This is a genomic window from uncultured Cetobacterium sp. (assembly GCF_947038635.1).
GTDB lineage: Bacteria > Fusobacteriota > Fusobacteriia > Fusobacteriales > Fusobacteriaceae > Cetobacterium_A.
This window is the reverse complement of sequence record NZ_CAMQXC010000026.1, coordinates 1-22,109: the sequence shown is the minus strand read 5'-3', so window position 1 is coordinate 22,109 and position 22,109 is coordinate 1. Positions and strand designations below refer to the sequence as shown.

The 22,109-nt window shown below is 28.3% G+C and carries 21 protein-coding genes and 1 riboswitch; of the genes, 10 read left to right on the top strand and 11 right to left on the bottom strand.

Features of this window, described 5'->3' with window-relative positions; genetic code table 11:
• The 8 genes from Q0V08_RS04410 to Q0V08_RS04375 form a co-directional block, all read right to left on the bottom strand.
• Positions 1 to 1,238: hypothetical protein (locus Q0V08_RS04410; RefSeq protein WP_297432431.1), on the bottom strand; the 1,238-nt coding region annotated here is incomplete at its 3' end.
• Positions 1,222 to 1,542 carry a LysM domain-containing protein gene (locus tag Q0V08_RS04405; RefSeq protein ID WP_297432429.1) on the bottom strand — a complete coding sequence of 107 codons (321 nt, stop codon included), beginning with the start codon at positions 1,540 to 1,542 and terminating at the stop codon, positions 1,222 to 1,224. The genes Q0V08_RS04410 and Q0V08_RS04405, both read right to left, overlap by 17 nt.
• On the bottom strand, positions 1,532 to 1,978 hold the full coding sequence (locus tag Q0V08_RS04400; protein WP_297432427.1) for a hypothetical protein: 447 nt from the start codon (positions 1,976 to 1,978) through the stop codon (positions 1,532 to 1,534). The genes Q0V08_RS04405 and Q0V08_RS04400 overlap by 11 nt, the downstream gene beginning before the upstream one ends.
• 2 nt (positions 1,979 to 1,980) lie before the next feature.
• The gene (locus Q0V08_RS04395) at positions 1,981 to 2,532 is read right to left on the bottom strand and encodes a hypothetical protein (protein WP_297432425.1); all 552 of its coding nucleotides are present in this window, start codon (positions 2,530 to 2,532) and stop codon (positions 1,981 to 1,983) included.
• 14 nt (positions 2,533 to 2,546) lie between these two features.
• Complete coding sequence (locus tag Q0V08_RS04390) at positions 2,547 to 5,153, bottom strand: hypothetical protein (RefSeq protein WP_297432423.1); 2,607 nt, start codon at positions 5,151 to 5,153, stop codon at positions 2,547 to 2,549.
• A gap of 22 nt (positions 5,154 to 5,175) precedes the next feature.
• The gene (locus Q0V08_RS04385) at positions 5,176 to 5,898 is read right to left on the bottom strand and encodes a hypothetical protein (RefSeq protein WP_297432422.1); all 723 of its coding nucleotides are present in this window, start codon (positions 5,896 to 5,898) and stop codon (positions 5,176 to 5,178) included.
• Between the two features lie 58 nt (positions 5,899 to 5,956).
• Positions 5,957 to 6,607, bottom strand: a complete 651-nt coding sequence (locus tag Q0V08_RS04380; protein ID WP_297432420.1) for a hypothetical protein — start codon at positions 6,605 to 6,607, stop codon at positions 5,957 to 5,959.
• A 21-nt stretch (positions 6,608 to 6,628) separates the two neighbouring features.
• Positions 6,629 to 7,339: a hypothetical protein gene (locus tag Q0V08_RS04375; RefSeq protein ID WP_297432418.1), complete on the bottom strand. Its 711-nt coding sequence runs from the start codon at positions 7,337 to 7,339 to the stop codon at positions 6,629 to 6,631.
• A 67-nt stretch (positions 7,340 to 7,406) separates the two neighbouring features.
• A riboswitch (cyclic di-GMP riboswitch) is annotated at positions 7,407 to 7,482 on the bottom strand.
• Between the two features lie 248 nt (positions 7,483 to 7,730).
• Between Q0V08_RS04375 and Q0V08_RS04370 the strand changes: the two genes are divergently transcribed.
• From Q0V08_RS04370 to Q0V08_RS04340, 7 genes are all read left to right on the top strand, one after another.
• Positions 7,731 to 9,161 carry a GGDEF domain-containing protein gene (locus Q0V08_RS04370; RefSeq protein ID WP_297432416.1) on the top strand — a complete coding sequence of 477 codons (1,431 nt, stop codon included), beginning with the start codon at positions 7,731 to 7,733 and terminating at the stop codon, positions 9,159 to 9,161.
• 110 nt (positions 9,162 to 9,271) lie between these two features.
• Positions 9,272 to 9,961, top strand: coding sequence for a GntR family transcriptional regulator (locus tag Q0V08_RS04365; RefSeq protein ID WP_297432414.1), 690 nt, complete (start codon positions 9,272 to 9,274; stop codon positions 9,959 to 9,961).
• A 257-nt stretch (positions 9,962 to 10,218) separates the two neighbouring features.
• Positions 10,219 to 11,190, top strand: coding sequence for a tripartite tricarboxylate transporter substrate binding protein (locus Q0V08_RS04360; protein WP_297432412.1), 972 nt, complete (start codon positions 10,219 to 10,221; stop codon positions 11,188 to 11,190).
• Between the two features lie 41 nt (positions 11,191 to 11,231).
• Positions 11,232 to 11,741, top strand: coding sequence for a tripartite tricarboxylate transporter TctB family protein (locus Q0V08_RS04355; protein WP_297432410.1), 510 nt, complete (start codon positions 11,232 to 11,234; stop codon positions 11,739 to 11,741).
• A gap of 3 nt (positions 11,742 to 11,744) precedes the next feature.
• Entirely contained in the window at positions 11,745 to 13,244 is a 1,500-nt protein-coding gene (locus Q0V08_RS04350; RefSeq protein WP_297432407.1) for a tripartite tricarboxylate transporter permease, read from the top strand.
• Between the two features lie 122 nt (positions 13,245 to 13,366).
• Positions 13,367 to 15,118 (top strand): 5'-nucleotidase C-terminal domain-containing protein, encoded by a 1,752-nt coding sequence (locus Q0V08_RS04345; RefSeq protein ID WP_297432405.1) that lies wholly within the window; start codon positions 13,367 to 13,369, stop codon positions 15,116 to 15,118.
• Between the two features lie 105 nt (positions 15,119 to 15,223).
• A complete protein-coding gene (locus Q0V08_RS04340; RefSeq protein WP_297432403.1) occupies positions 15,224 to 16,705 on the top strand; it encodes a bifunctional UDP-sugar hydrolase/5'-nucleotidase in 1,482 nt (493 codons plus the stop codon).
• A gap of 41 nt (positions 16,706 to 16,746) precedes the next feature.
• Here the strand turns inward: Q0V08_RS04340 and Q0V08_RS04335 are convergent, their stop codons facing one another.
• Positions 16,747 to 17,643: an alpha/beta hydrolase gene (locus Q0V08_RS04335; protein ID WP_297432401.1), complete on the bottom strand. Its 897-nt coding sequence runs from the start codon at positions 17,641 to 17,643 to the stop codon at positions 16,747 to 16,749.
• Between the two features lie 156 nt (positions 17,644 to 17,799).
• Between Q0V08_RS04335 and Q0V08_RS04330 the strand changes: the two genes are divergently transcribed.
• The 3 genes from Q0V08_RS04330 to Q0V08_RS04320 all read left to right on the top strand — a co-directional run bounded on the left by Q0V08_RS04330 (position 17,800) and on the right by Q0V08_RS04320 (position 20,080).
• Positions 17,800 to 18,666, top strand: a complete 867-nt coding sequence (locus Q0V08_RS04330; protein WP_297432399.1) for an MBL fold metallo-hydrolase — start codon at positions 17,800 to 17,802, stop codon at positions 18,664 to 18,666.
• 59 nt (positions 18,667 to 18,725) lie between these two features.
• A complete protein-coding gene (locus tag Q0V08_RS04325) occupies positions 18,726 to 19,142 on the top strand; it encodes a MarR family transcriptional regulator (RefSeq protein ID WP_297432397.1) in 417 nt (138 codons plus the stop codon).
• A 488-nt stretch (positions 19,143 to 19,630) separates the two neighbouring features.
• Positions 19,631 to 20,080 (top strand): TSCPD domain-containing protein, encoded by a 450-nt coding sequence (locus tag Q0V08_RS04320; protein WP_297432395.1) that lies wholly within the window; start codon positions 19,631 to 19,633, stop codon positions 20,078 to 20,080.
• Between the two features lie 79 nt (positions 20,081 to 20,159).
• Here Q0V08_RS04320 and Q0V08_RS04315 read toward each other — a convergent pair whose 3' ends face one another.
• Positions 20,160 to 21,233 (bottom strand): ABC transporter ATP-binding protein, encoded by a 1,074-nt coding sequence (locus tag Q0V08_RS04315; protein ID WP_297432393.1) that lies wholly within the window; start codon positions 21,231 to 21,233, stop codon positions 20,160 to 20,162.
• Positions 21,234 to 21,246: 13 nt separating this feature from the next.
• On the bottom strand, positions 21,247 to 22,109 hold an 863-nt coding region (locus tag Q0V08_RS04310), incomplete at its 5' end, for an ABC transporter permease subunit (RefSeq protein WP_297432391.1).

Sequence of the window (22,109 nt, the reverse complement as noted above, 5' to 3'; positions counted from 1 at the left end):
TTAATATTATAGCTAAAAAATTTAGTATATTCATCAGCTATTTTTCTAATATATATTTTAGGATAGGAAATATTAAATCTATTACTGCTTAAACTCTTGCTAGGAATATCATAGTATCCATTCCCTTCAGAACTTCCAAGGACTAAGGAAATTTGATTATAACTTGTAAGATTTTTATACGGTATTTCTACAAGTCCATTTTTATCAGCATTAACTGTAGTAGCATAACTTTTCATCTCCTCTATTGTCGAGGCATCTATTTTAATAGTTAGTTCAGTTTCTACAAATTCGTTTTTTAACGTTTCATATGCACCAATCGCTATTTTGTTAGATGAACTCTCCAGTAAATTGTGATAATATATTTTTTTACTTTGTCCTATATTCCCATTTGGATTTGAATTTTTGTATTTCAATTGTGGTTTCATTTTTCCTGTTATAGAACTTTTATTAAAAGCAACTTCGATATCTTTTTCTGAACCTTCAACAGGTAAGCCACCGTTATGATTTTCTTTTTTCCAAATAGTTTCATTCCCTAAGGTAATTACAGGAAATAAGTTAGAATTTGGATTAGATTTCTGTTCAAATCTTATAGTCATAGGAGTTGAAGTATAATCGCCAGTCCAATTGGGCTCGATTATAATAGCTCCATTATTACTTGTAGTATAGTTAAAATCATTTATCGAACCAGTGCTTAGTTGTGTAGCCTGCTGAGTAAATTCAGCTCTATAAATCTTTTCAACTAGACCTGTTTTGTTATTAATCACTCCTAAATAGAATGTTTCAGGCTTTAAATCATAGGATACTTCTAAAACTTTTTCTCTATTTTGTTCAATTAGTCCATAACTTATATTTTTTAGTTTTATTTTTTCACCATTTCTTAATTTAACTCCTTGCTCGAAAACTCTATTCATTTTAAACTTCTCATTTTTTTTCATATAAGTTGCAGCATTGTCTAAATTTTCTAAAATAAAAATCTCATAGTTATTGCTATCAGTCACAATTCTCTTTTTCTCTGTAGCTTTTTTTAAATCTTTAAAATCAAAGATTATTTTCTTTTCGTTCTCATATATTACCCCAGTTATTTTTTCTGTTTTTATTTTTAGAACTTCAATATCTAAATTAGCTTTCTCTCTTTGTGGAAGAGCTTCAATTGTTGTAACTTCATTTTTTGAAAAGCTAGTCAAGAAAATACAGATAAAGAAACTAAAATTAATTAAAAATTTATTTATCCCCCTCACTCTCCCCGTTTTGTTTTTCATTTTCCTCAAAGTATAATATTTGTCCTGGATAAATATCCCTACTATTTTTCAAATTATTTATTCGAAGCAATTCATCTAAAGATATTCTATATGAATTAGCAACCTCTTCCAAACGTTCTTTTCCTTTAATAATATAGTAGTTTTTACTATTTGAAGAATCTCCTTTTACTATTCCAATAACTAATGTATTTTTTTCTTTTATTTTTATATCATAATTCAAATGAGAATTTCCTAAAGCGAAGGAACTTAAAATAAAAGTCCCCATAAAAATTTTATTTATCACTTATGTTCCCCCTTTTCTTATATTGAGATACAATGATAGGAATATATCCCACATATTCTCCTTCAATATCAATAACTTCCCCTTTATTGATATCTCTCCTATCTAAAACAGCATAAAAAGCAAATTGTTCTCTCTCTTTAGTTATGATTATCTCTTTTTTAGATGATTCCATCCCTAATTTTTCTACTTTTAGCCACTTTCTACGATTGGTCATAAGATTGTATTCTGGAAATTCAAACATTATTTTTTTCCCAAAATCTTCCTCTTTATTATCTGTAAAAACTTCTATTATACCCTTTCCTAGAACTTTATCTTTATCTAAATGAGTAGTATTAATATTTTTAAATCTCATAGGCTCGGCTATTTTAACTTTAATTTCACTAAAAGTTAACTTTTGAATACTAAATAGAAATACCATTAAAATCAGTTTTTTCATATCTATTTCCCATCCCTAACTTCAACTGTTATATAAACTCTTTTTCTATGTAATCCCTCTTTTGTAATATTTGAACCATCAATACTTAAAATATTATCATTGACAACTTTTTTATTTATATATTTAGGTGAGTATATTCTAGTATCAATATTTCCATCATTGTCTAAATCTAGCTCTTTCTGAGAATACTTTAACATATAGTAATCCTTTTTCTCAGGCTCTTTATTCATCTCAATTTCAAATGGAATATCAAGTTTTTGATTATCTATAACCATAGCTTTAATTTCTATATCAGATATAATTTCTAAAGGTACTATAACTTTAACTTTACTCTCCATCATAACGGTAGAGATTTTTTCTAAAACCCATACATCTTCATTTTCATCAACTTTTTCCACTGGTGAAGCAGGAATTAGTGGAATCATAGGCATTGATAAATTTGGATTAGCAACTGGTGGTCCCATTGTTTCATCTGAAGGAAGTGTCATTATTCCCTCAGATGAAAAAACTGCCAGTTGTATTAATATATAAAAAAGTATAAATAAAATTTTCATATTTTACCCCTATTTTAATTTTTTAAAAGTGCTATTCCTTTTTCTTTAAATTTTAAAACAATCTCATTATCTTTTGCTTCAATATATTTTAAATCTATCGTTTCTATTAAAGGTGGAATATTTAATTTATCTCCAAGATAAGTTATTTCAACACTGTAACTTTCAGTGAATAATCCACTTACATAGAAAATTCCACTTTCATCTGGAATAGTATTTTCTAAAATTTTTCCCTCTTTATCTTTTATTTTGATAATTGTATTATCATAAATATCTTTTATATCGTTGTCACTTAGATTTAATTTTTCATCAACGATAAATACTCCAGACAGAGTTACCATAGCTTTTAAAGGAATAAACGCTTCAATAGTTCCTGTATTTGTTCCACGAACTGCTATTTTATTACTTCCCAAAGAGTATGATGGTTTTCTAATTTTAGGATTTAAATCATATAAAATTCCATTTGGAACTCCAAAGAAATATGCTTCTCCTTCATCACCTGTAACTTCTGTTTGAGAACCAATTTTAATCTCTACATTATCAACTAATTTTTCTCCAGAATCATATATGTTGTTTCCATTTTCATCTACAAAAGCTATAACTTTAACTCTACTTGAATTCATACTTTCAACATTTCTAGTTATATCTTTTAAATCAACAACCTTATCAACTCCAAGTTTATAGTTTTGTTCACCATTTTTTCCAGCAAACATCCCAGCACTTAACCAGTTGTCATAGTTTAAATCAAATCTAAAAGTAAATTTTGATTCATCTCTATTTGAATAGCTAAACTCTATAGAAAAATCTAAAGTATCCCAAAGATTTTTATTCATAAGAGTTAAAACACTTTCAAAATCTTTTCCATTGTCACTCCATCTGTTATTTAATCTAGTATTAACATAATGTAGTCCAGTGTAATAAAGATTGATGGAATATTCATCTCCATTGTTATTTCCAGTACTATATTCCCCTGTAACAAGAAGGTCTCTCATTAAGTTTTTATAGATTGAAACACCAATATCATAGTTTTTTTCAGTGCCTTCATTATAGTAATCATTTATATAATAGTTACTATCAATTGAGTAACCGTTTCCTGGGTTATATTCTATTGTGTAAGATCTTACTGTTTCGAGGTCATAGTATAATCCAAAATTTTGATGCTCTGTTCTTAGTTTAAAGTCATTTATTTGTATTTGAGCCTCTAAGTACTCTTTTGTTCTTTGGTCTTTTCCTTTTTCTCCTCCTAGAACTAAAGTATACGGCATTCTAAAAATATAGTTAGAATAAACAGCTTCAGCATTAAAGAGGTCTAAATAGTCTACCTTTTCATTAGAAGTGTCAATACTTCTGATATATCCAGTTCCTAAAGTAAGATTTTCAGTAAGACCATAGTATATATTACCTTCGCTAGCATACTTTTTAGAATCATGATCCTCTCTTATTTTGAAATCATACTCAATCTCACCTTTGTTTTGTTGTCTAAAATCAACAGCTGTATTGATATCTATTGTGTATATTTTTCCACTTGGTTCGTATACTCTTAAAGTATATTCTCTATCATTTTTTATTTCTGAATTTTGAAACTCTACAATACCGTTTTCAGCATATTGAACAGCAATGGGAAAACCTAAATATAATAGCTCTACTCTACTACCAATAGGAACATTTTCTCTAATAACAATATCTTTTCCCACGTAAAAATATCCCTTTTCCTTTTTTAAGCTAAGACCTAACTCTCTTTCTTTTGTTCCGTAACTTCCAAATTCAAGTGAATGGTTTTTATAAATTTCAGGATAGTAAAGGTAGGTATCACCCAGTGTTTTTTCTTTTACATCATAAGATGTAGTAAGCTCACCATAAAGTAGATTACCTTGATATTCTAAGTCTCCAGTCCATCCTGTTTCAAAATTTTCACCTTTACTCTTTGATAACTCTCCTTGAACATTGAATCTCATATATCCAATGTCAAATAATCTATTTTTATTAGTATAAATAATCTCATTTTTATTTTCTCTTGTGAACTCGTTATCCAATCGATTTTCTAAAGAGGCGTCAATTTCAAAGGGAGTACTAAATGTTAATTGAGTTTTAAGAAGCAATTTTTTTGTATCGATTTCTAAAGAGTTTGTGAAAATCTCTTTAAATAGTTCTATCTCAACATAAATCTCATTACCCTCTTTAAATATTGCTGATTCATTAAATTTTATTTTTTTATTGGGATTACTTAAAGTTACTACCCTTTGTTCCCAATTTATATCTATCTCTTCAAGTTCTTTTCCAACTTTCATGGAAATTCTATTTTTTTCAAAGTCATAGTTTTTAAATTTAATTATATCTAAAAACTCTATTAATGGTATGTAATCATAGCTATCTTTTTTTAGAAGTTTTAAATGAGTTCCTCTAACTCGTCCGTTTACAATAACAGAATAGACCATCTCATCATTTATAAGAGCGGTACCCTCTAATTCAGCTTTTAAAACCTGATACTCCTCTTCTGTTATAAGATTTTGAGCTTTGAAAATCTCTAAATCCTCTAGGGAGTAGTCCATGGAATATGTAGTTGTAAATAGAATCAATCCAGCTCCGAGAAGATTCATTAGAAACCGACTATATGTTTTTTTCATTTTCTATCCCCCTAAATAGATTTTAAATTTTAATTTTCATAATTATAGATTCGTTTTCTTTTATCAATAAAGTGTTGTAATTTTTAATTTTTTTAAAAACAACATCATCTTTAATCTCTTGATTAAACTCTTTTAAATCTAGTTCTTCGTTTATTAAAACTCTTTTATTCCCCAATAAAAAACTATTTTTATTTCTTGAATCACTTAAATAAAATGAGAATGTCCCACGTCTATTTCCCATATTTTTTATTTTTCCAGAAAACTCTAGTTTTTTGTTTTCTTTTTTAACTACTAAATCTTTTAAAGTTAAACTGCTTTTTAATTCCCCGACATATCCTACAATCTCTATTTTAAGATTTGTTAAAACTTTAAGAGTAGAACTTTTGCTTTTTATCTCTTTTTCACTTATAACCGGCATCTCTTTAACACCTAAAACTGTAGTATATTCCCCTACTTCAGTTCCTCTAGGAGCTTTTATAAAAACTTTTAAAATACCCTCTTGTCCAGGTTTTAAATTGAGAGTTTTAGGGTAGTATTCAACCCAGCTGGTCATATCTTTTTCATTTTTACTACGTTCTACAGAAAAAAGATATTTAATTGAAGAATTAGTTCCATTATATAGATAGTATTCTTCAATCTCTCCAGCCCCTCCTATATTTTTATCAAAGTTCACAGGATGGATATTAACATATGAGTATACTTTAGAGAATAGAATCATAAGTATAATGAAAATATTTTTTTTCATAGTTGCTCTCCTTAAAAAAGCCTCTAAAGTTCTTAGAGGCTTTTAAATTTTTAGTTATCTATCTTGATGTTCCTGCAGGTTGACTCTCTACAGCTGTTTCGTTATTACTAGTTGAAGGAATTTTACTAAACTTAACGCTAAGTGTTGATTTGTTATTATATTCTCCCTCAGTTAAACCACTTGTAACAGTACTTGGAGCAATTGTAGATTGCAGAGCAACTTTTACAGCAGTAGCTCCATTAGTTGTAGAAAATTGGTTAGTTTTAGTATCAGCAGTATCACCAGTATCTGATATTGTCAAAACATTACTAGAATTTGTAGCACTTGCAGCACCAGAATCTATAGTAGCTGTTAATGTATGAGGGATTCTAGAGTTTCCACTATGAGCTAAATTACTGTTACCTGCAAGAGATATTTCTAAAATACTATTAATTGGAAATGCTTGTTTATTACTTTTTCTTATAAAAACTTCTTTAGACACTGCAGGTAAAGTATTGGCTCCAACCATAATTGTTCCATGATCTAATTCAACTGACTTAATTGCTGCACCCGAAGATCCTGTTATAATAAGTCCTGAATCAACTATAAACGCCTTTGTATTAATGTCGATTCGATTCCCACCATTTCCATCAGCTACACCTGTTGATGGTGTCGTCGTTGCCATAAGTGTTGCTGATAATGCTAATAATCCTAATAAAACCTTTTTCATTTTTATTCCTCCCTATGTTATCTATATTTTTATTTTGTTAATTGTTTTGTAGTTTATATCTTCATATATCTCTATTTCATATGGGTGATTTTTTTTCATTCCATCCAACTCTAAAGTTATCTTTTTATTTTCTCCTGCATATATGCGTCCTAAAGTATTTCTAACCATAGTATTGTTTTTTCCTTTAACCTGTATCCCAAACTCCACTCCTCTTTTATCAGATGGATTTTTAAGAGCAATATCTAATTTTGTTTTTCCATTCTCTTCATAGATTTTATAACTATCTACTTTTATTAAGGGTTCTAAATTTCCAACATATCCAATCATCTCTAAAGAGGCATTTATTCTAATTCCCACATTAGATTTTATTCCTGTTCCATCTTTTTTTATATTTGGAATTGATATTAGTGAACTATCTAAATGAAATCCATACTCTCCATCTTTAGCCTCTTTAGGTGCTTTAGCAAAAACTTTTAAAAGTCCAGTTTCTCCTGGTTTAACTGTTAAAATTTTTGGATAAAACTCTACCCATTGACTCATGTCTCCTCTTATATTACTTCCAGGAGATACAGCAAATTTATATCTTAGAGTTTCTAATCCGTTATTAGGAAAGAAAAACTCTTGATATCCTTCGCCGTTATCTATTCTTTTTTCAAATCCATCAGGCATTATATGAAAACTGTAAGAAATGATGTTTAAAATTATAAAAAAAAGTGTAATTAATTTTTTCATGTCTCCCCCATTAAAAAGTTAAAAAATTTGTAAAAAAAAAGTTGCACTTATTGCATATTAATACAATTTGTGCAACTGGCTGCCATTTTACAGGCCCTATAGTTTTGCGTCCTCAAATTTCTTTAAGTTTGCCATATTTTATTTTTAATTGAGCTTCATTATAAATTATTTTGCAAATAATGTCTATTAGAAATTTTTTTAAATTTTTTTAAAAATTCTTCTAGTATAAAAAAACGAACTTTATATCTTTAAGTTCGGTATTTGTAGAATATGTTTGTATATGAGAAAAATTTTGAGATAAATTTAAGAATTTAAATTTATATTTTTAGGAAAAGATGTTATTATAAATTGAAGTAAGTACGGTATTTAAAATATGATTGGAGAGAAAAATATGAAAAAAAGAAAAATTAGCGGATGTGGGATATTTCTGCTGTTAAGTATAGGATTAATTTATTACAACTATTTTTTTAGAAAACTGCAACCATCGATGGAATATTTAGCTACTAATGACTATAAAGAAAGTCTAATTGTTGTAGCAGATAAAGATTTTGGACCATATTCTTTTTTCAATGAAAAAAATGAAGCAATAGGATATGATGTTGAAATGATAAATTCTTTATCATATTTATTGAGGAAAAATATTAATTTAAAATTACTTTCATGGGATGAATGTGTTAGTTCTATTTTGAGTAATGAAGCAGATTTGATTTTAGGAGTAGTTAGCGGTACAAAGAAAGGTGCTAATTTTCAAGTTTCTATTCCAACAAGTAAAGATAAATTTGTTTTCTTCGGAACAAAAAAATATGAGAAATTTGAAGAACTATATATTAAAAAAATAGCATATTTAAAAGGTAGTGATAGTTTAGAGCTTTTTTTAAAACCATATAAATTAGAAAAAAATGCGCTGGAATATAATGATTATAGAAGTGCGTTTAATTCTATTTTAATAAATGAAAATGATTATGTTTTGACAACTTATTCAGTTGGAAAAGAAATTGCTAAAAAATACAGTGGAATTAAAATGATGGATGATATTTTAGTTAATAAAATGTTTTCAATAGGAGTTTCTGAAAAGAATAATTATTTAATAGAAGAGATAAACAATGCCATTCTTCAAAGAAAAAAAGATGGAACAATAAGTTATTTAAATGATAAATGGTTAAAGAAATATATTGAAGTAAGTAGTTTTGGTGAATTTATAAAAGAAAATAACGTAAAAGTAATTGCTTTTATGGGTTTGGGTTTTGCTATGATAATGTATTTAAGTGTTTCTAAATATTTAGAAAAAATATATTTTTTAAAAGAGCAAAAGAATAAACTTTTAGAAAATTTAACAAAAGACTTATTAACTAATCTTTATAATCGAATATCTGGTGAAAAATTAGTAGAAAAAATGATAGAAGAGTATCCAGAAAATAATCATGCTTTTATAATGATTGATGTAGATGATTTTAAAAATATAAATAAAAATTTAGGACATGATGGTGGAGATCAAATTTTGAAAAAAATTGGAAGTATTTTTAAAAATATAATAGGTGATGAAGGAAGTGCTATTCGTATGGGAGGAGATGAATTTAGTATTTTTATACCAAATTATAAAGACATTAATATAGTAGAAAAAAAAATATTAAAAATATTTGATAGTTTAAATGAAGAAATAGTTATAAAAGATAAAAAAATAAAAGTGTCATTATCAGCTGGAATTGCTGTTTATCCGAGAGATGCAAATAGTTTTAATGAGCTGTATGAAAAGGCAGATAAAGCTTTATATCAAGCTAAAATACTTGGGAAAAAAAGATATTATAGGTATTCTATAAGTTAGGTTGCTTTATTTTTGAAATATTTAGATAATTTTTTGCAAAATTATAAAGCATGAGGTATATAAAGTTATTAGAAGATTAAAATAGAGATAGTAAGGGGGGAGAGAAAGAGATGCCAATAGAAAGAAAAAAATCTATTAGAGAACAAGTTTATGAATATTTAAAGAATGAGATTGTAAATGGAAAAATAGAGGAAGAGAGCAGAATTGTAGAAGAGGAGTATGCATTGAAGTTAAATGTAAGTAGAACTCCTTTAAGAGAGGCAATTAGAATGCTTGAATTAGAAGGTTTAATAGAAGGAAGAGAAAAAGGGGGAGTAGTAGTTCCTAAAACAACAAAAAAGGATGTAGAGGAAGTAATAAAAATAAGAATGGCTTTAGAAACAGTTATCTTTGAAGAGATATTTGAAAAAGTAACAGAGAAAGATATTGAAAAATTAAAAAAAAATATTCATAAAGTGGATTTAATAATAAAAGATGAGAGAGAATCTTTAGAAGTATTTAAATATTTTTCTGAATTTAATAAAACTCTTTATAATATTGCAGATCTACCTAGAGTTGTAAATTTAATCAATAATTTAAATCTATATTTAAAGAAATTTAGAAAAATTTCTATAGAAAATGGTAATAGAAGATTAAGTGCTCATAAAGATCATGTTAAAATGGTGGAGTTTATAAAGAAAAATAAAAAAAATGAGTTAATAAATTTAAATAAGAAACATTTATTAGAAGCGAAAGATTTTTTAATAGAGCAATTAGAAGTTAGAGATAAAAAAAGTGAAATTGAAAATACCATCAAATAAAAATGATGGTATTTTTTTATTTAAAATAAAATTTAGAATATAAATTTAGTATACAGATAATTTGTTATCATAAAAGTGCGTAATGTTTTAAAAATACATTTTAAAGTCGATATACAAACAAAAAATAAAATTGACAATCAAATAAAATGTTGTATACTCTATTGTATACAAAAAGACATATACAGGATACAGAATACCGGATATAAATTAAAACTTTGTTAAAAAGTTTTAAAATAACAATAAAAAGGGGAGATATTATGTTAAAGAAAAAAATTTTAGCGGTATTATCAACAACGTTTTTACTAGGTGCATGTGGGGATTCATCTGATAAGGTTGCTGTAGATGGCCCTTGGAAGTGGGAAAGAAAAGTAGAAATTATTTGCCCTTGGGGAACTGGTGGAGGAGCAGATACTACAACAAGAACTTTTGCAACAGCTTTGGAAAAAGAGTTAGGAGTTCCAGTTGTAGTAAATAATAGATCTGGAGCTGGAGGAGTATCAGGTATTCAATTTGGTGCAAAACAACCAGCAGATGGATATACATATGTAATGTCAACACCATCGCCACTTCTTGCACAAATATCTGGAGCTACTCCTTATGATGTATATGGAACACTTAATCCATTAATTCAAATGGTACATGATGTAAATATTTTTGTAACTAGTTCAAAGTCACCATATAATAATTTTACAGAGCTAATGGAGTATGTTGATCAAAATCCTGGAAAAGTAAAAGCTGGAGTTATGACAATAACTGGTCTTGACGCAGCTTGTGTTATGGGAGCAACAAATGGAAAAATAGAACCAGTTGCTTATACAGAAGGTTCCCAATTAAATGCTGATGTAATAGGTGGACACGTTGATATAGCTTGTGTTGGACCAGCAGAAGTGGCAGCAATGGTGGCTTCAGGTGATATGAAAGTACTTTTAGCTTTAACAGAGGATAGATTAACACTTCCTGGATATGAAAACGTTCCATCAGCAAAAGAGTTAGGATTAAATACATATTTTGGACCAGCAAGAGGAATATTTTATATAAAAGGAACTCCGGACAAGGCTATCGAAGCGTTTGAAGCTGCAGCTCAAAAAGCAATTGCAAGTGATTTCTTCCAAAATTGGGCTAAGAATGAGGGATTAGATCAAAGAAATGGTTGGTTAAATACAGAGGACTTTAAAGCTCAATGGCAAAATGATTATAACTCTTTAACTGAACTATTTGGTAAAAAGTAATAACAATATAAAGAATACTTACAATAAGGAGTGAAATAAATTTGGATATTATATTTTCGATTGCACTAATTATATTTAATATTTATTGTTTCTTTTTAGTTGGAATAGAATCCCCAGCTCCAACATTAACAGAGTTAGGAGCTGCATTTTGGCCAAGAATAGTTATATCTTTAATGCTTATTTTATTAGTAATAAACGTAATAAATCAATTAAAAATAAGAAAAGAAAAGGTAAATCATGAAAAAATTAATATAGTAGGATTTCTAAAAAGTAAACTATTTATAGGTATGTTATTAGTTTCAATAATGGCACTTTCAACACCTTATATAGGGTTTATAACATCATGCTTTGGGTTTTTAGTAACTTATGCAATTTTATTAGGTGAGAGAAATATACCTAAGGTTGTATTGAACTCCTTGATAATAACGTTTATTCTTTATATAATTTTCCAAGGATTATTAGATATAAGATTGGAAAGAGGAATAGGGGTATTCCGTAACTTAGCACTTTTCCTTGAAGGAATATTATTAAATATTAAGAGGGGGTTATAAGTTATGTTTGATCTATTAGGTATGGGATTAAAAATTATATTAAATCCAAGTACATTTTTCTTAATAACTGCCGGAACTATTTTAGGAGTTGTTTTTGGAGCAATGCCTGGTGTAAGCGCTTCTATGGCTGTTGCTTTGGCACTACCATTTGCTTATGCTATGGATCCAGTTATTGCAATTGCATTCTTAGTTTCAGTGTATTGTGCTTCAATAACTGGTGGTGGAATAACAGCTATATTGTTTAAAATACCAGGAACACCTTCTAGTGCACCTACAACTTTTGATGGATATCCAATGGCTCAAAGAGGAGAGGCTGGAAAAGCGTTGGGATTTTCATTAATAGCATCAGCAGTTGGAGGATTAGTTGCAGCATTTGCAATGGCATTAGTTTCTCCTCAATTAGCGAGTATAGCTTTAGAATTTGGGCCTTCAGAACTATTTGCAGTATCTTTTTTAGGTATTTCAGTTTTATCATGTTTAGATAGTGATAATATAGTAAAAACTTTAATATCAGGTTTAATTGGATTGTTGCTAGCTTGTGTTGGAATGGATCCAATGTTGGGAATATCAAGGTTTACTTGGGGAAGTTCAACTTTACTTTCTGGAATAGAGATGATTCCAATAATGATTGGATTATTTGCTGTAACAGAGGTATTGAAACAAACTGCGAAATCTAAAAAAATTGAAGTAAGTGATAAAGAGAAAAATGAGTCAACAAAAATGAAAACAGTTCTACCATCTGTAAAAGAGATTTGGGAAACAAAGGGAACAATGACGAGATCCTCTATACTAGGAACTGTAATAGGAATACTTCCAGGTGCAGGAGCAACAATAGCATCATTTTTATCTTATGCTATTGAAAAAAAGGTATCAAAGCATCCAGAAAAATTAGGAACAGGAATAGCTGATGGAATAGTAGCATCAGAGGCGGCAAATAATGCTGCAACAGGTGGTTCGATGGTTCCATTATTATCTCTTGGAATTCCAGGTGGAAATGCAGCTGCAATAATGATGACTGCTTTAGTAATAAAGGGAGTACAGATAGGACCATTATTAATAAAAACTCAACCGCAATATTTAGCTTCTGTATTTGGTTCGATGCTTATAACTAATATTGTAATGGTTATAGTTGCTATGGGTGTAGCAAAAGTATTTGCAAAAATTTTGGCAATACCATATACAATCTTAGGGCCAGTTATTGTTATGTTAGCAACAATTGGAGCATATGCTTTAAAAAATAATACTGGTGATGTTATTTTAATGGCCGCAGCGGGAATAATAGGGTATATGTTTGTAAAATTAGGGTATAATTCAGCAGCTTTAGTTTTAGGTCTTGTACTTGGTCAGATGAGTGAATCTAACTTTAGACGTGCTTATACTTTAGCAAATGGAGATATAGTAAAAGTTTTTACAAGACCAATAACAGCAGTTCTTATGGTTGCTTGTATATTGATGCTAGTGTATCCTCTTATAAAATATATGCTTAGAAAAAAAAGTTGGTAAAATTAAAAATTGCAGAGTAAAAATCTGCAATTTTTTTTATTTTTTAAGAAAAACTTGCTACTAATCCAAAAAAGAATTAAAATAGTGTTAATCTATATAATACAAAATCAGGAGGAGATTAAATGAGATTAAAAAATGTAGTGCTAATAGGAACCTTAACAACATCATTTTTATTAGCTAAAGAGGTAGATATAAAAATAATATCTAGTTCAGACGTACACGGAAGAATTATTCCTTGGGAGTATTCTGGAGACTCATATGTTTCTGGAAGCTTTAGTCAAATAGATACATATGTATCTAAAGAAAAAGAAAAGAACAGTAATGTTATCTTAGTTGATGTAGGGGATGCAATTCAAGATAACTCTGTTGAAAAATTTTCTAAAGTTTTTCCAAATCCAGTAGCAAAAGTTATGAATGTAATGGATTATGATGTGTTTGTTCCAGGAAACCATGAGTTTAACTTTGGACTAGATGTTTTATCAAAATATACACAGGATTTTAAAGGAAAATCTTTAGCTTCAAATCTTTTTTATAAAAAAGATGGAAAAGAGTTTTTAGAAGGATCTACAATAATGGAAAAAGATGGTATAAAAGTTGGGTTTATTGGTGTAACAACTCCTCTTATTACAAAATTTGAAGCAGATACAGGGAATGTAAAAGATTTAGAAGTTATGGATTCAATTCCAGCTATTAAAGCACAAGTTGAAAAATTAAAAGGGAAGGTAGATGCCATAGTTTTAGTTGCTCATATGGGATATGATAATGAAAACGGAGTTCCTGGAAGTGGAGTAAAAGATATAGCAAATGCAATTCCAGAAATAGATGTTATTTTATCGGGGCATGCACATAAAGAAGTTTCAAGTATAGTGGAAAATGGTGTAGTGATAACAGCACCATATAAATATGGTCAAGATTTATCAATAGTTGATTTGAAATTTGATACTAATAAAAAATCAAAACTTGTATCAAAAGAAGCTAAGACAGTATCTTTAAAAGGTGTTAAAAATAGTGAAAGAGTTGATAAAATATATGCTCCTTATCATGAAAAATTAAGAGAGGAAGCAAACATAGTTATAGGAAAAGCAACTAATCCTCTTGTGCCAAAGGATAAGGTTAAAGGAATCCCAAGTATTTATGTAGAGGATACAGGGCTTGCTACTTTTTTACATAATGTTATGTTAAATTATAGTGATGCACAAGTTGTTGCACTTTCTTTAGATAGGGATGATTCTAAATGGGATGCAGGAGAAGTAAAGAAAAAGGATATCGCTTATAACTATCGTTATACAGGTGGAGAAATCACTGTATATGAATTTACAGGGAAAGATCTGAAAAATTATATGGAATGGTCGGCAGAATATTTTAATACTTTAAAACCTGGAGATTTAACAATAAGTTTTGATTTAGATAAAAGATCTTTTAAATATAGTTTATATGATCAGTTTGGTGGAGCACAATATAAAATTGATTTAAGAGAGGAAAAAGGAAATAGAATAAAAGATTTAAAACTTATGGATGGAACTTCAATAACAGATGATATGAAAGTTAAAGTTGGAATGAACTCGTATAGATTTGATATGTTAGCTAAAAAAGGTGGGATATTTGAAAATAGAAACATACCTATTTTATGGGATTCTAAAACAGCTTATGGGAAAACAGAGGGAACTATTCAACAACTATCTATGAAATATGTTCAAGAGAAAAAGGTAATTGATGGATTACCAGATAATAACTGGGAGATAATAGGATTACCAGGAGATGAAAATCAAGCTATTGCAGTTGAACTTATAAATGAGGGAAAAATAGCTTTACCAAAAGAGGGTAGAGCTACAAATATAAGATCAATAACTGTTAATGATATAAAAAATAAGTAAAAAATGTTAAAGCTGTCGAGAAATCTACAGCTTTTTGCTTTATAGTTGATATATGTGATATAATATTTCAGATTTAAATTTAATTATTTTATTGGAGGGTGTATTTTGAAAAAATTATTACTTAGTTTCTTACTTGTTTCATCGTTAGTTATTGCTAAAGAAAAGGCAACACTACTATATTTTAATGATTCTCATGTTATTTATCCAGTTATAGATAAACATGGAGAGAGGGGTGGAGTTGCTCGAGCTAAAACTATAGTTGACTCTGTAAAAAAGGAAAATAAAAATACTATAGTGCTTCAAGGTGGAGACTTAGGAGGGGGAGTTTTATTTGGAGCAGTTTATCATGGGTTTCCAATGATTGAAGCTTTTAATAAAATGCCAATAGATATTTCAAATTTTGGACAACATGAATTTGATTTTGGAGTAACTGAAGCTAGAAATTTAGTTAATAAATCTAAGTTTCAATGGATAAGTAGTAATTTAAAGGAGAGTTCAGGAAAACCATTTAATAACTCTAAAGAGTATATCGTAAAAAACATAGGAAATTTTAAAGTTGGTTTTTTAGGAACTACTGATGGAATGGAAACAACAATTCAAACAACTGAGATTTATCAAGAGGATATAATAAAAAGTATTGGGGAGAATTTAGAAAAACTTAAAAAAGAAAAAGTTGATTTTATAGTTCTTTTAACTCAATCAGAACCTGAACTTAATATAGAGATTTTAGAAAAATATCCAGAAATAAATGCGGTATTAGCAGAGGAAAAATCTGAAAAATATAATTTTGTGACATATGTGGGAGAAAAGCCAATTGTTTCTCCACAAGGGAATATGGGTTCTATTGTAAAAATTGATATATTTAAAAATAAAGATGGAAAAATAAAGCAAAGCTTAGAGTTTCTACCAGTTGATAATTCTATTCCTTCAGATAAGGAGATGCTGAAGCTAGAAGAGTTTTATAAAGAAAAATTAGATAGAGACTTAGGAACTGTTATTGCAAAAAATAGTGTAAAGTTAGACTCGGGATTTGGAGAAAATCATCATGCTAGATATGAGGAAAGTAATGTTGGAAATCTGATAGCAGATGCTTATAAAGATCATTTTAATACAGAGATTGCATTTATGAATGGTGGAGGAATTAGGGCAAATATAGAATCAGGAGATTTTAGACTAAGAGACGCAATATCAATTCTTCCATTTTCAAATAAAGTTGGTGCTTTTAAATATGATGGAAAAACTATAGTAGAAGCATTGGAGCATGGAGTTAGTAGTGTTGATAAGAAAGCAGGGAGATTTTTACAGGTTTCTGGATTGAAATATAGTTATAATCCTAAAAGTGAAGTGGGATCTAGAGTAAGTAACGTTACTATAAATGGTAAACCTATTCAATTAGAAACTATTTATACAGTTGCTCTTCCTTTATATATAAAAAGTGGTGGAGATGGATTCCAAATGTTAAAAAATACTATGGGAGTAGTAGAAGTAGATTCAGAAAAAAATATTGATTCAGATATTTTTATTGATTATGTGAAAAAAATAAAGGTATTAAATCCTAATTTAGAGGGAAGAATAGTTGTAAAATAGAAAAATTGCAGAGTAAAATCTGCAATTTTTTTAGTGATAATCTATTTTAAAATTTTGTTTAAAAATTTAATAATAATATTTATTATTTCAGGTTGATACCAATATTTATCAGCGTGATTAGCATTTTTTACAATATATCTATGGGCGTCAACACCATTTTCTAAAAGAGCTTCAAAAAGTATTTCTGTTTGGCTTGGAGAAACTAAACTATCTTTATCTCCGTGCATTAATAAGAATGGTGGAGTGCTCTTAGATATATAAGTTATTGGATTAGCCTTTTCAACAAAATTTATATTATCTTTTATAGAACCACCTTTATCAAATAAAGAAAGTCCATTGATAAATATAGCTTCTGGTGATGAAGGAGAGGCATGTGCTTCTTGAATAGCTTTTGAAAAATCATCACCGACTTTAGTTAGATCTGATAATCCATAAATATCTATTGCAGCTTGAACACTGCTGGATTCACTTAAGTTTTCACCTATTTCAAACTCTTTACAATTATTCGTTGTAGCTGTTAATGCAGCTAAATATCCTCCAGCAGACTCACCCATAACAACAACTTTTTCTTTATCTATTCCAAATTTGTAAGCATTTGCTTTAAGAAAACGGATTGCATTTTTTACATCAACTAAAGCATCTGGAAATTTACCTTGAGGAATAACTCTATATTCAATACTAGCAACAATAAATCCAGCTTCAGCTAAAGCTATTCTTTGTTGAAGATAATTGTATTTAGGAGCTAAAAAAAATCCTCCACCAGTAACAAAAACAACTAATGGGAATACTTTATCATCATTAGGTTTTAAAAGGTCCAATTTTAAGTTAAAAATATTATTTAGTATCCCTTTGGGTTGAGAAAATGTTATATCTGGATATTCTAATACTTGGTATTTTGTTAATGGAAAATCTAAAACAATGGATTTTTTTTTATTCACAGTTATAACCTCCATTTAAAATAAAATATGTTATAATCTTGTACTTAAAAAGAAATGGATTTCCTTGAAAATAATCTTTGACAAAATTAATAAGATATAATAAAATAAACAAAAGTACGTATACGTACTTTTGTTTAAAATTTTAGGAGGTTAAATATGTTAAAATTAATTCAAAAAATTACTTTATTAAGTTTGTTATTGTTACCTATATCAGTTAATGCCGCTTTTGCTTCTGAGCCACCAACTAATATAAAAGCAATTCTTCATGATAATACTTCATTAAATCCAACAAAAGTTTTTGATAATGTATATTGTATTGGAACTAAAAGTGTTGTTGCTTGGGCAATAAAAACAGAGGAAGGAATTATCCTAATAGATTCAATGTGGGATGATAACGATGCTAAAACTATAATTAATGGTTTAACAAAATTAGGATTAGATCCTAAAGAAATAAAATATATTATTGTAACTCACGGACATGGAGATCACTATGGTGGAGCTAACTATATTAGAAATAAATATAAGGCTAAAGTAGTTATGACAAAAGTTGATGAAACTCTAATGAATACTGTTAATACAGGAGCTAATTCAAGTCGTTCTCCTAAAACATCTGTTGATATTTATGTTAAAGATGGCGACAAAATTACTTTAGGAAAAACTACAGTTGAAATTTTTGAAACACCTGGACATACTCCTGGTGGAATATCAGTTATTTTTCCTACTACAAACGATGGAAAAAAAGAGGTTGTTACAATGTGGGGAGGAACAGGAATTCCACAGGATAAAAAGTTACAGGTAGCTTATAAGAATTCTGTAACTCATTTTGAAAAAAAATCAAAAGAGAAGGATGCAACTTCAGAAATTACAGCACATCTATTTCTTGATAATGGTTATAATAAATTAGAAGAAGCAAATGATAGAAAAAATGGACAACCTAATCCTTTTGTTAGAGGAATAGATGGAATGGAATTATATTTTAAAGAACTTCATAAATCAATAGATTCTGCTATGAATAAAAAATAATTGTAATTATTTAAAAAAAGTAATATTATATTTGTTGAAATAATATTTTAAATGGGAGGTTGGCAAATATTAATACGATAGGTTATGATATATGTCTTATTGCTAGAAAAATTCATCAAAATTTAACTGTAAAATTTAAGGAATTTGATATAACTCCTGAACAATGGGTTATATTAAAAGAACTATCAAAAGAGGATAAAATTTCACAAAATGAACTTTCTTTAAGAGTTGAAAAGGATAAAAATAATATAAAAGCAATTATTGATAAACTTGAAAAAAAAGGATATTTAATACGACAAGAAAATTTAAATGATAAAAGAGCCTTTCTAATTAGTTTAACAGACAAAGCATATCCTTTAATTAACCAATTAAAAGATATAGATACTGAATTTAATAATGAATTTTCTAAAAATATAAAAGAAAAGGATATAGAATTATTTAAAATTTTGTTAACTAAATTAAAAGAAAATTTATAGAAAATAAAAAGATATTGCATTCTTAAATAGGCCATACACTTTCTCCAATAATTAAAGTTCCTAAAGTTTTAGAAATAGGGACTTTTTTTCATATCAAATTATGTACAGCAAAAAGACCATCTATTCAAATAAATCACTCTTATTTCAACCATAGAAATCATACTTAAATTTAGATTAAAGTATCTAAAATATGGATTTTATATTAAAAAATACTTAAATAAAGGTATAAAAATGTAGATTTACTATTTTAAAAACAAAAGTACAGAAAAATGACGCTATTAAATAAGATTTAAGGCGTTCGTTTGAAATTAACCTAATTAAGAGTTAAGGTATAAAAAAATGATGTATAAAGCTATATAAATGATATAGAGAGGGTATATATAAAATGTATTACAAATTGAGGAAAAACAGTGATTTTTTATTTGACATATTGAAAATAATGAGCTATATAGCTATATTAACAATATAAAAATACAAGGGGGAAAATTATGAAAAGAAATCTATTTTTATTAGCTGGAGCTTTAATGGTAAGCACTTTTGCCAATGCAGAAGTAAAAAAAGATGTAAAATTTACAGAGGTACCTTACGGTGCTTGCTCTAAAGAGATGACTGTAGAAGTTAAGGATGGAAAAATAGTGTCATTTTCTGCAGTAAAAGGGTGTCCAGGAAATTTAAATGCAATATCTAAATTACTACCTGGAATGGAAGTGGATAAAGTTATCGCTCTTTTAGATGATAATCCATGTTCAGGAGCTCCAATAAAAGGGTTATCATCATGCATGGATAACTTAGTTGAAATGTTAAAATATCATGTTAATGGAGAAGGAGAAGGACATGTAGCAGAACTAAGAAAAAAACAAAAAGCTCAAAAAATTGCATTCTCTTATAATGGACATGTTTGCTCAGGTTGTGGATTATGTGATGCTCAATTTTCATAAAAGTTAAATTAGTAAATTAAAAAGGTGCGGGTTCATTTAGTTTTGAACCGCACCTTTTATTTTTTATAAGAGAAAAATATTACTCTTTAATTATATGAAGAGAGTTAATATCTAATCCGAACTCTATTTTTTCTCCAACCTTATATATTTTTTTATTCATTGGATTATTTAAAGAAACTTCAATTTTAAGATTAGAATCAATAAGAATCTCATACTCATGATGACTTCCCATAAACATACTTCTTGTGACTAGGCCGATCATTTCAGAAGTACCAATGAGAATAGTTTCAGGTCTTGCTATAACTTTTACAGTAGAGTTTATTTCTAGTTTTTTATTGTACTCTATTTTATACTCTTTTTCATAAATTTTAACAATTGCAAAAGTTTCAGAAGATTCTAAAACAATAGCCGGGAAAATATTTGCTTTTCCAATAAAGTTAGCAACAAATTCATTGGTAGGTCTTTGATAAACCTCTATTGGAGATCCAACTTGTTGAATTTTACCATCCTTCATTATAACAATTTTATCCGAAAGTCCCATAGCTTCAGACTGATCATGAGTCACATATATTGATGTTATTCCAACCTCTTGTTGAATTTTTCTAATTTCATCTCTCATATGTATACGTAGTTTAGCATCTAAGTTAGAAAGAGGCTCATCAAATAGCAAAACTCCTGGTTCCATAACTAAAGCTCTAGCTAAAGAAACCCTTTGTTGTTGACCTCCAGACATTTGAGAAGGAACTCTCTTGGCAAAATCTTCCATTTTCATAAGAGAAAGTATTTTATTTACTCTTTCATTTATCTTTGGTTTTGGTAACTTTTGTAGCTTTAACCCATAAGCGATATTATCAAAAACATTCATATGAGGAAAAAGTGCATAGTTTTGGAAAACCATTGCAGTATCTCTTTTATCAGGAGTTATTCTTTCAACATTCTCGTCTCCTATATAAATATGACCATCTGTTGGAATTTCAAAACCAGCGAGCATTCTTAAAGTAGTTGTTTTACCACAACCAGATGGACCAAGTAAACAAACAAATTCACCGGGATTAATATCTAAATTAAAATTATCTACAGCTTTAACTTGTCTATCATCATCTGTTAAAAAAATTTTATTTAAATTTTCAAACTTAACTCTTTTAGCACCCATATATTATCTCCTATTATTCTGTAATTTCATCGATTCCCATCTGTTTTAAGATTATTTTCATAATTCCAATAACAAAGAAAACAACAATGATTAAAATTGTACAATACGCTGAAGCAACACCTATTTTTCCTACATCAATTTGATTCATAATAGCAACTGTTAGAAGATTATAATTTGCAGAAACTAAAAATATAACAGTACTAACTAAGGTCATGCTTCTAACAAATGCGTAAACCAATCCACTAAAAAATGCAGGTTTAACCATAGGAAGAGTAATAGAAGTAAAAACTTTTTTACTATTTGCTCCTAAAACCATTGCAGCCTCTTCAATAGATGGATCAATTTGTTGAAGAGCAGCCATACCCGAACGAATTCCAATTGGCATATTTCTCATAATGAAAGCTATTATTAAAATAGTTGCGGTTCCAGTTAAAATAAAAGGTTTTGTATTATATGTTATAACATAACCAAGTCCAACTATAGTTCCAGGAATAGCAATGGCCATCATTGTAGAAAACTCTATAAATCCTTTTCCAATAAACTTTCCTCTTATTATTAAAAATGCAATAATCATAGCTAAAATTCCAGTTATAGGAGTAGAAATCAAAGATAAAATAGTTGTATCAATGATAGGCTTCATTCCTAAATCAAAAACATATTTATAGTGATCTAAAGATGGAGAGTAGTTTATTCCCCAAAGTTTAACAAGAGAACCAATTGGTATCGTAATATACATTATAAGTACGAAAATAGTTAAAAGAGACATAATTATAAAAATAGGTAGTGTTATAGATTTTTCTTTTATTTTTTCACGCTCTCTAGAAACTTTTCCAGTTACAGTGACATAAGATTTTTTACTTATATAATATTTTTGAG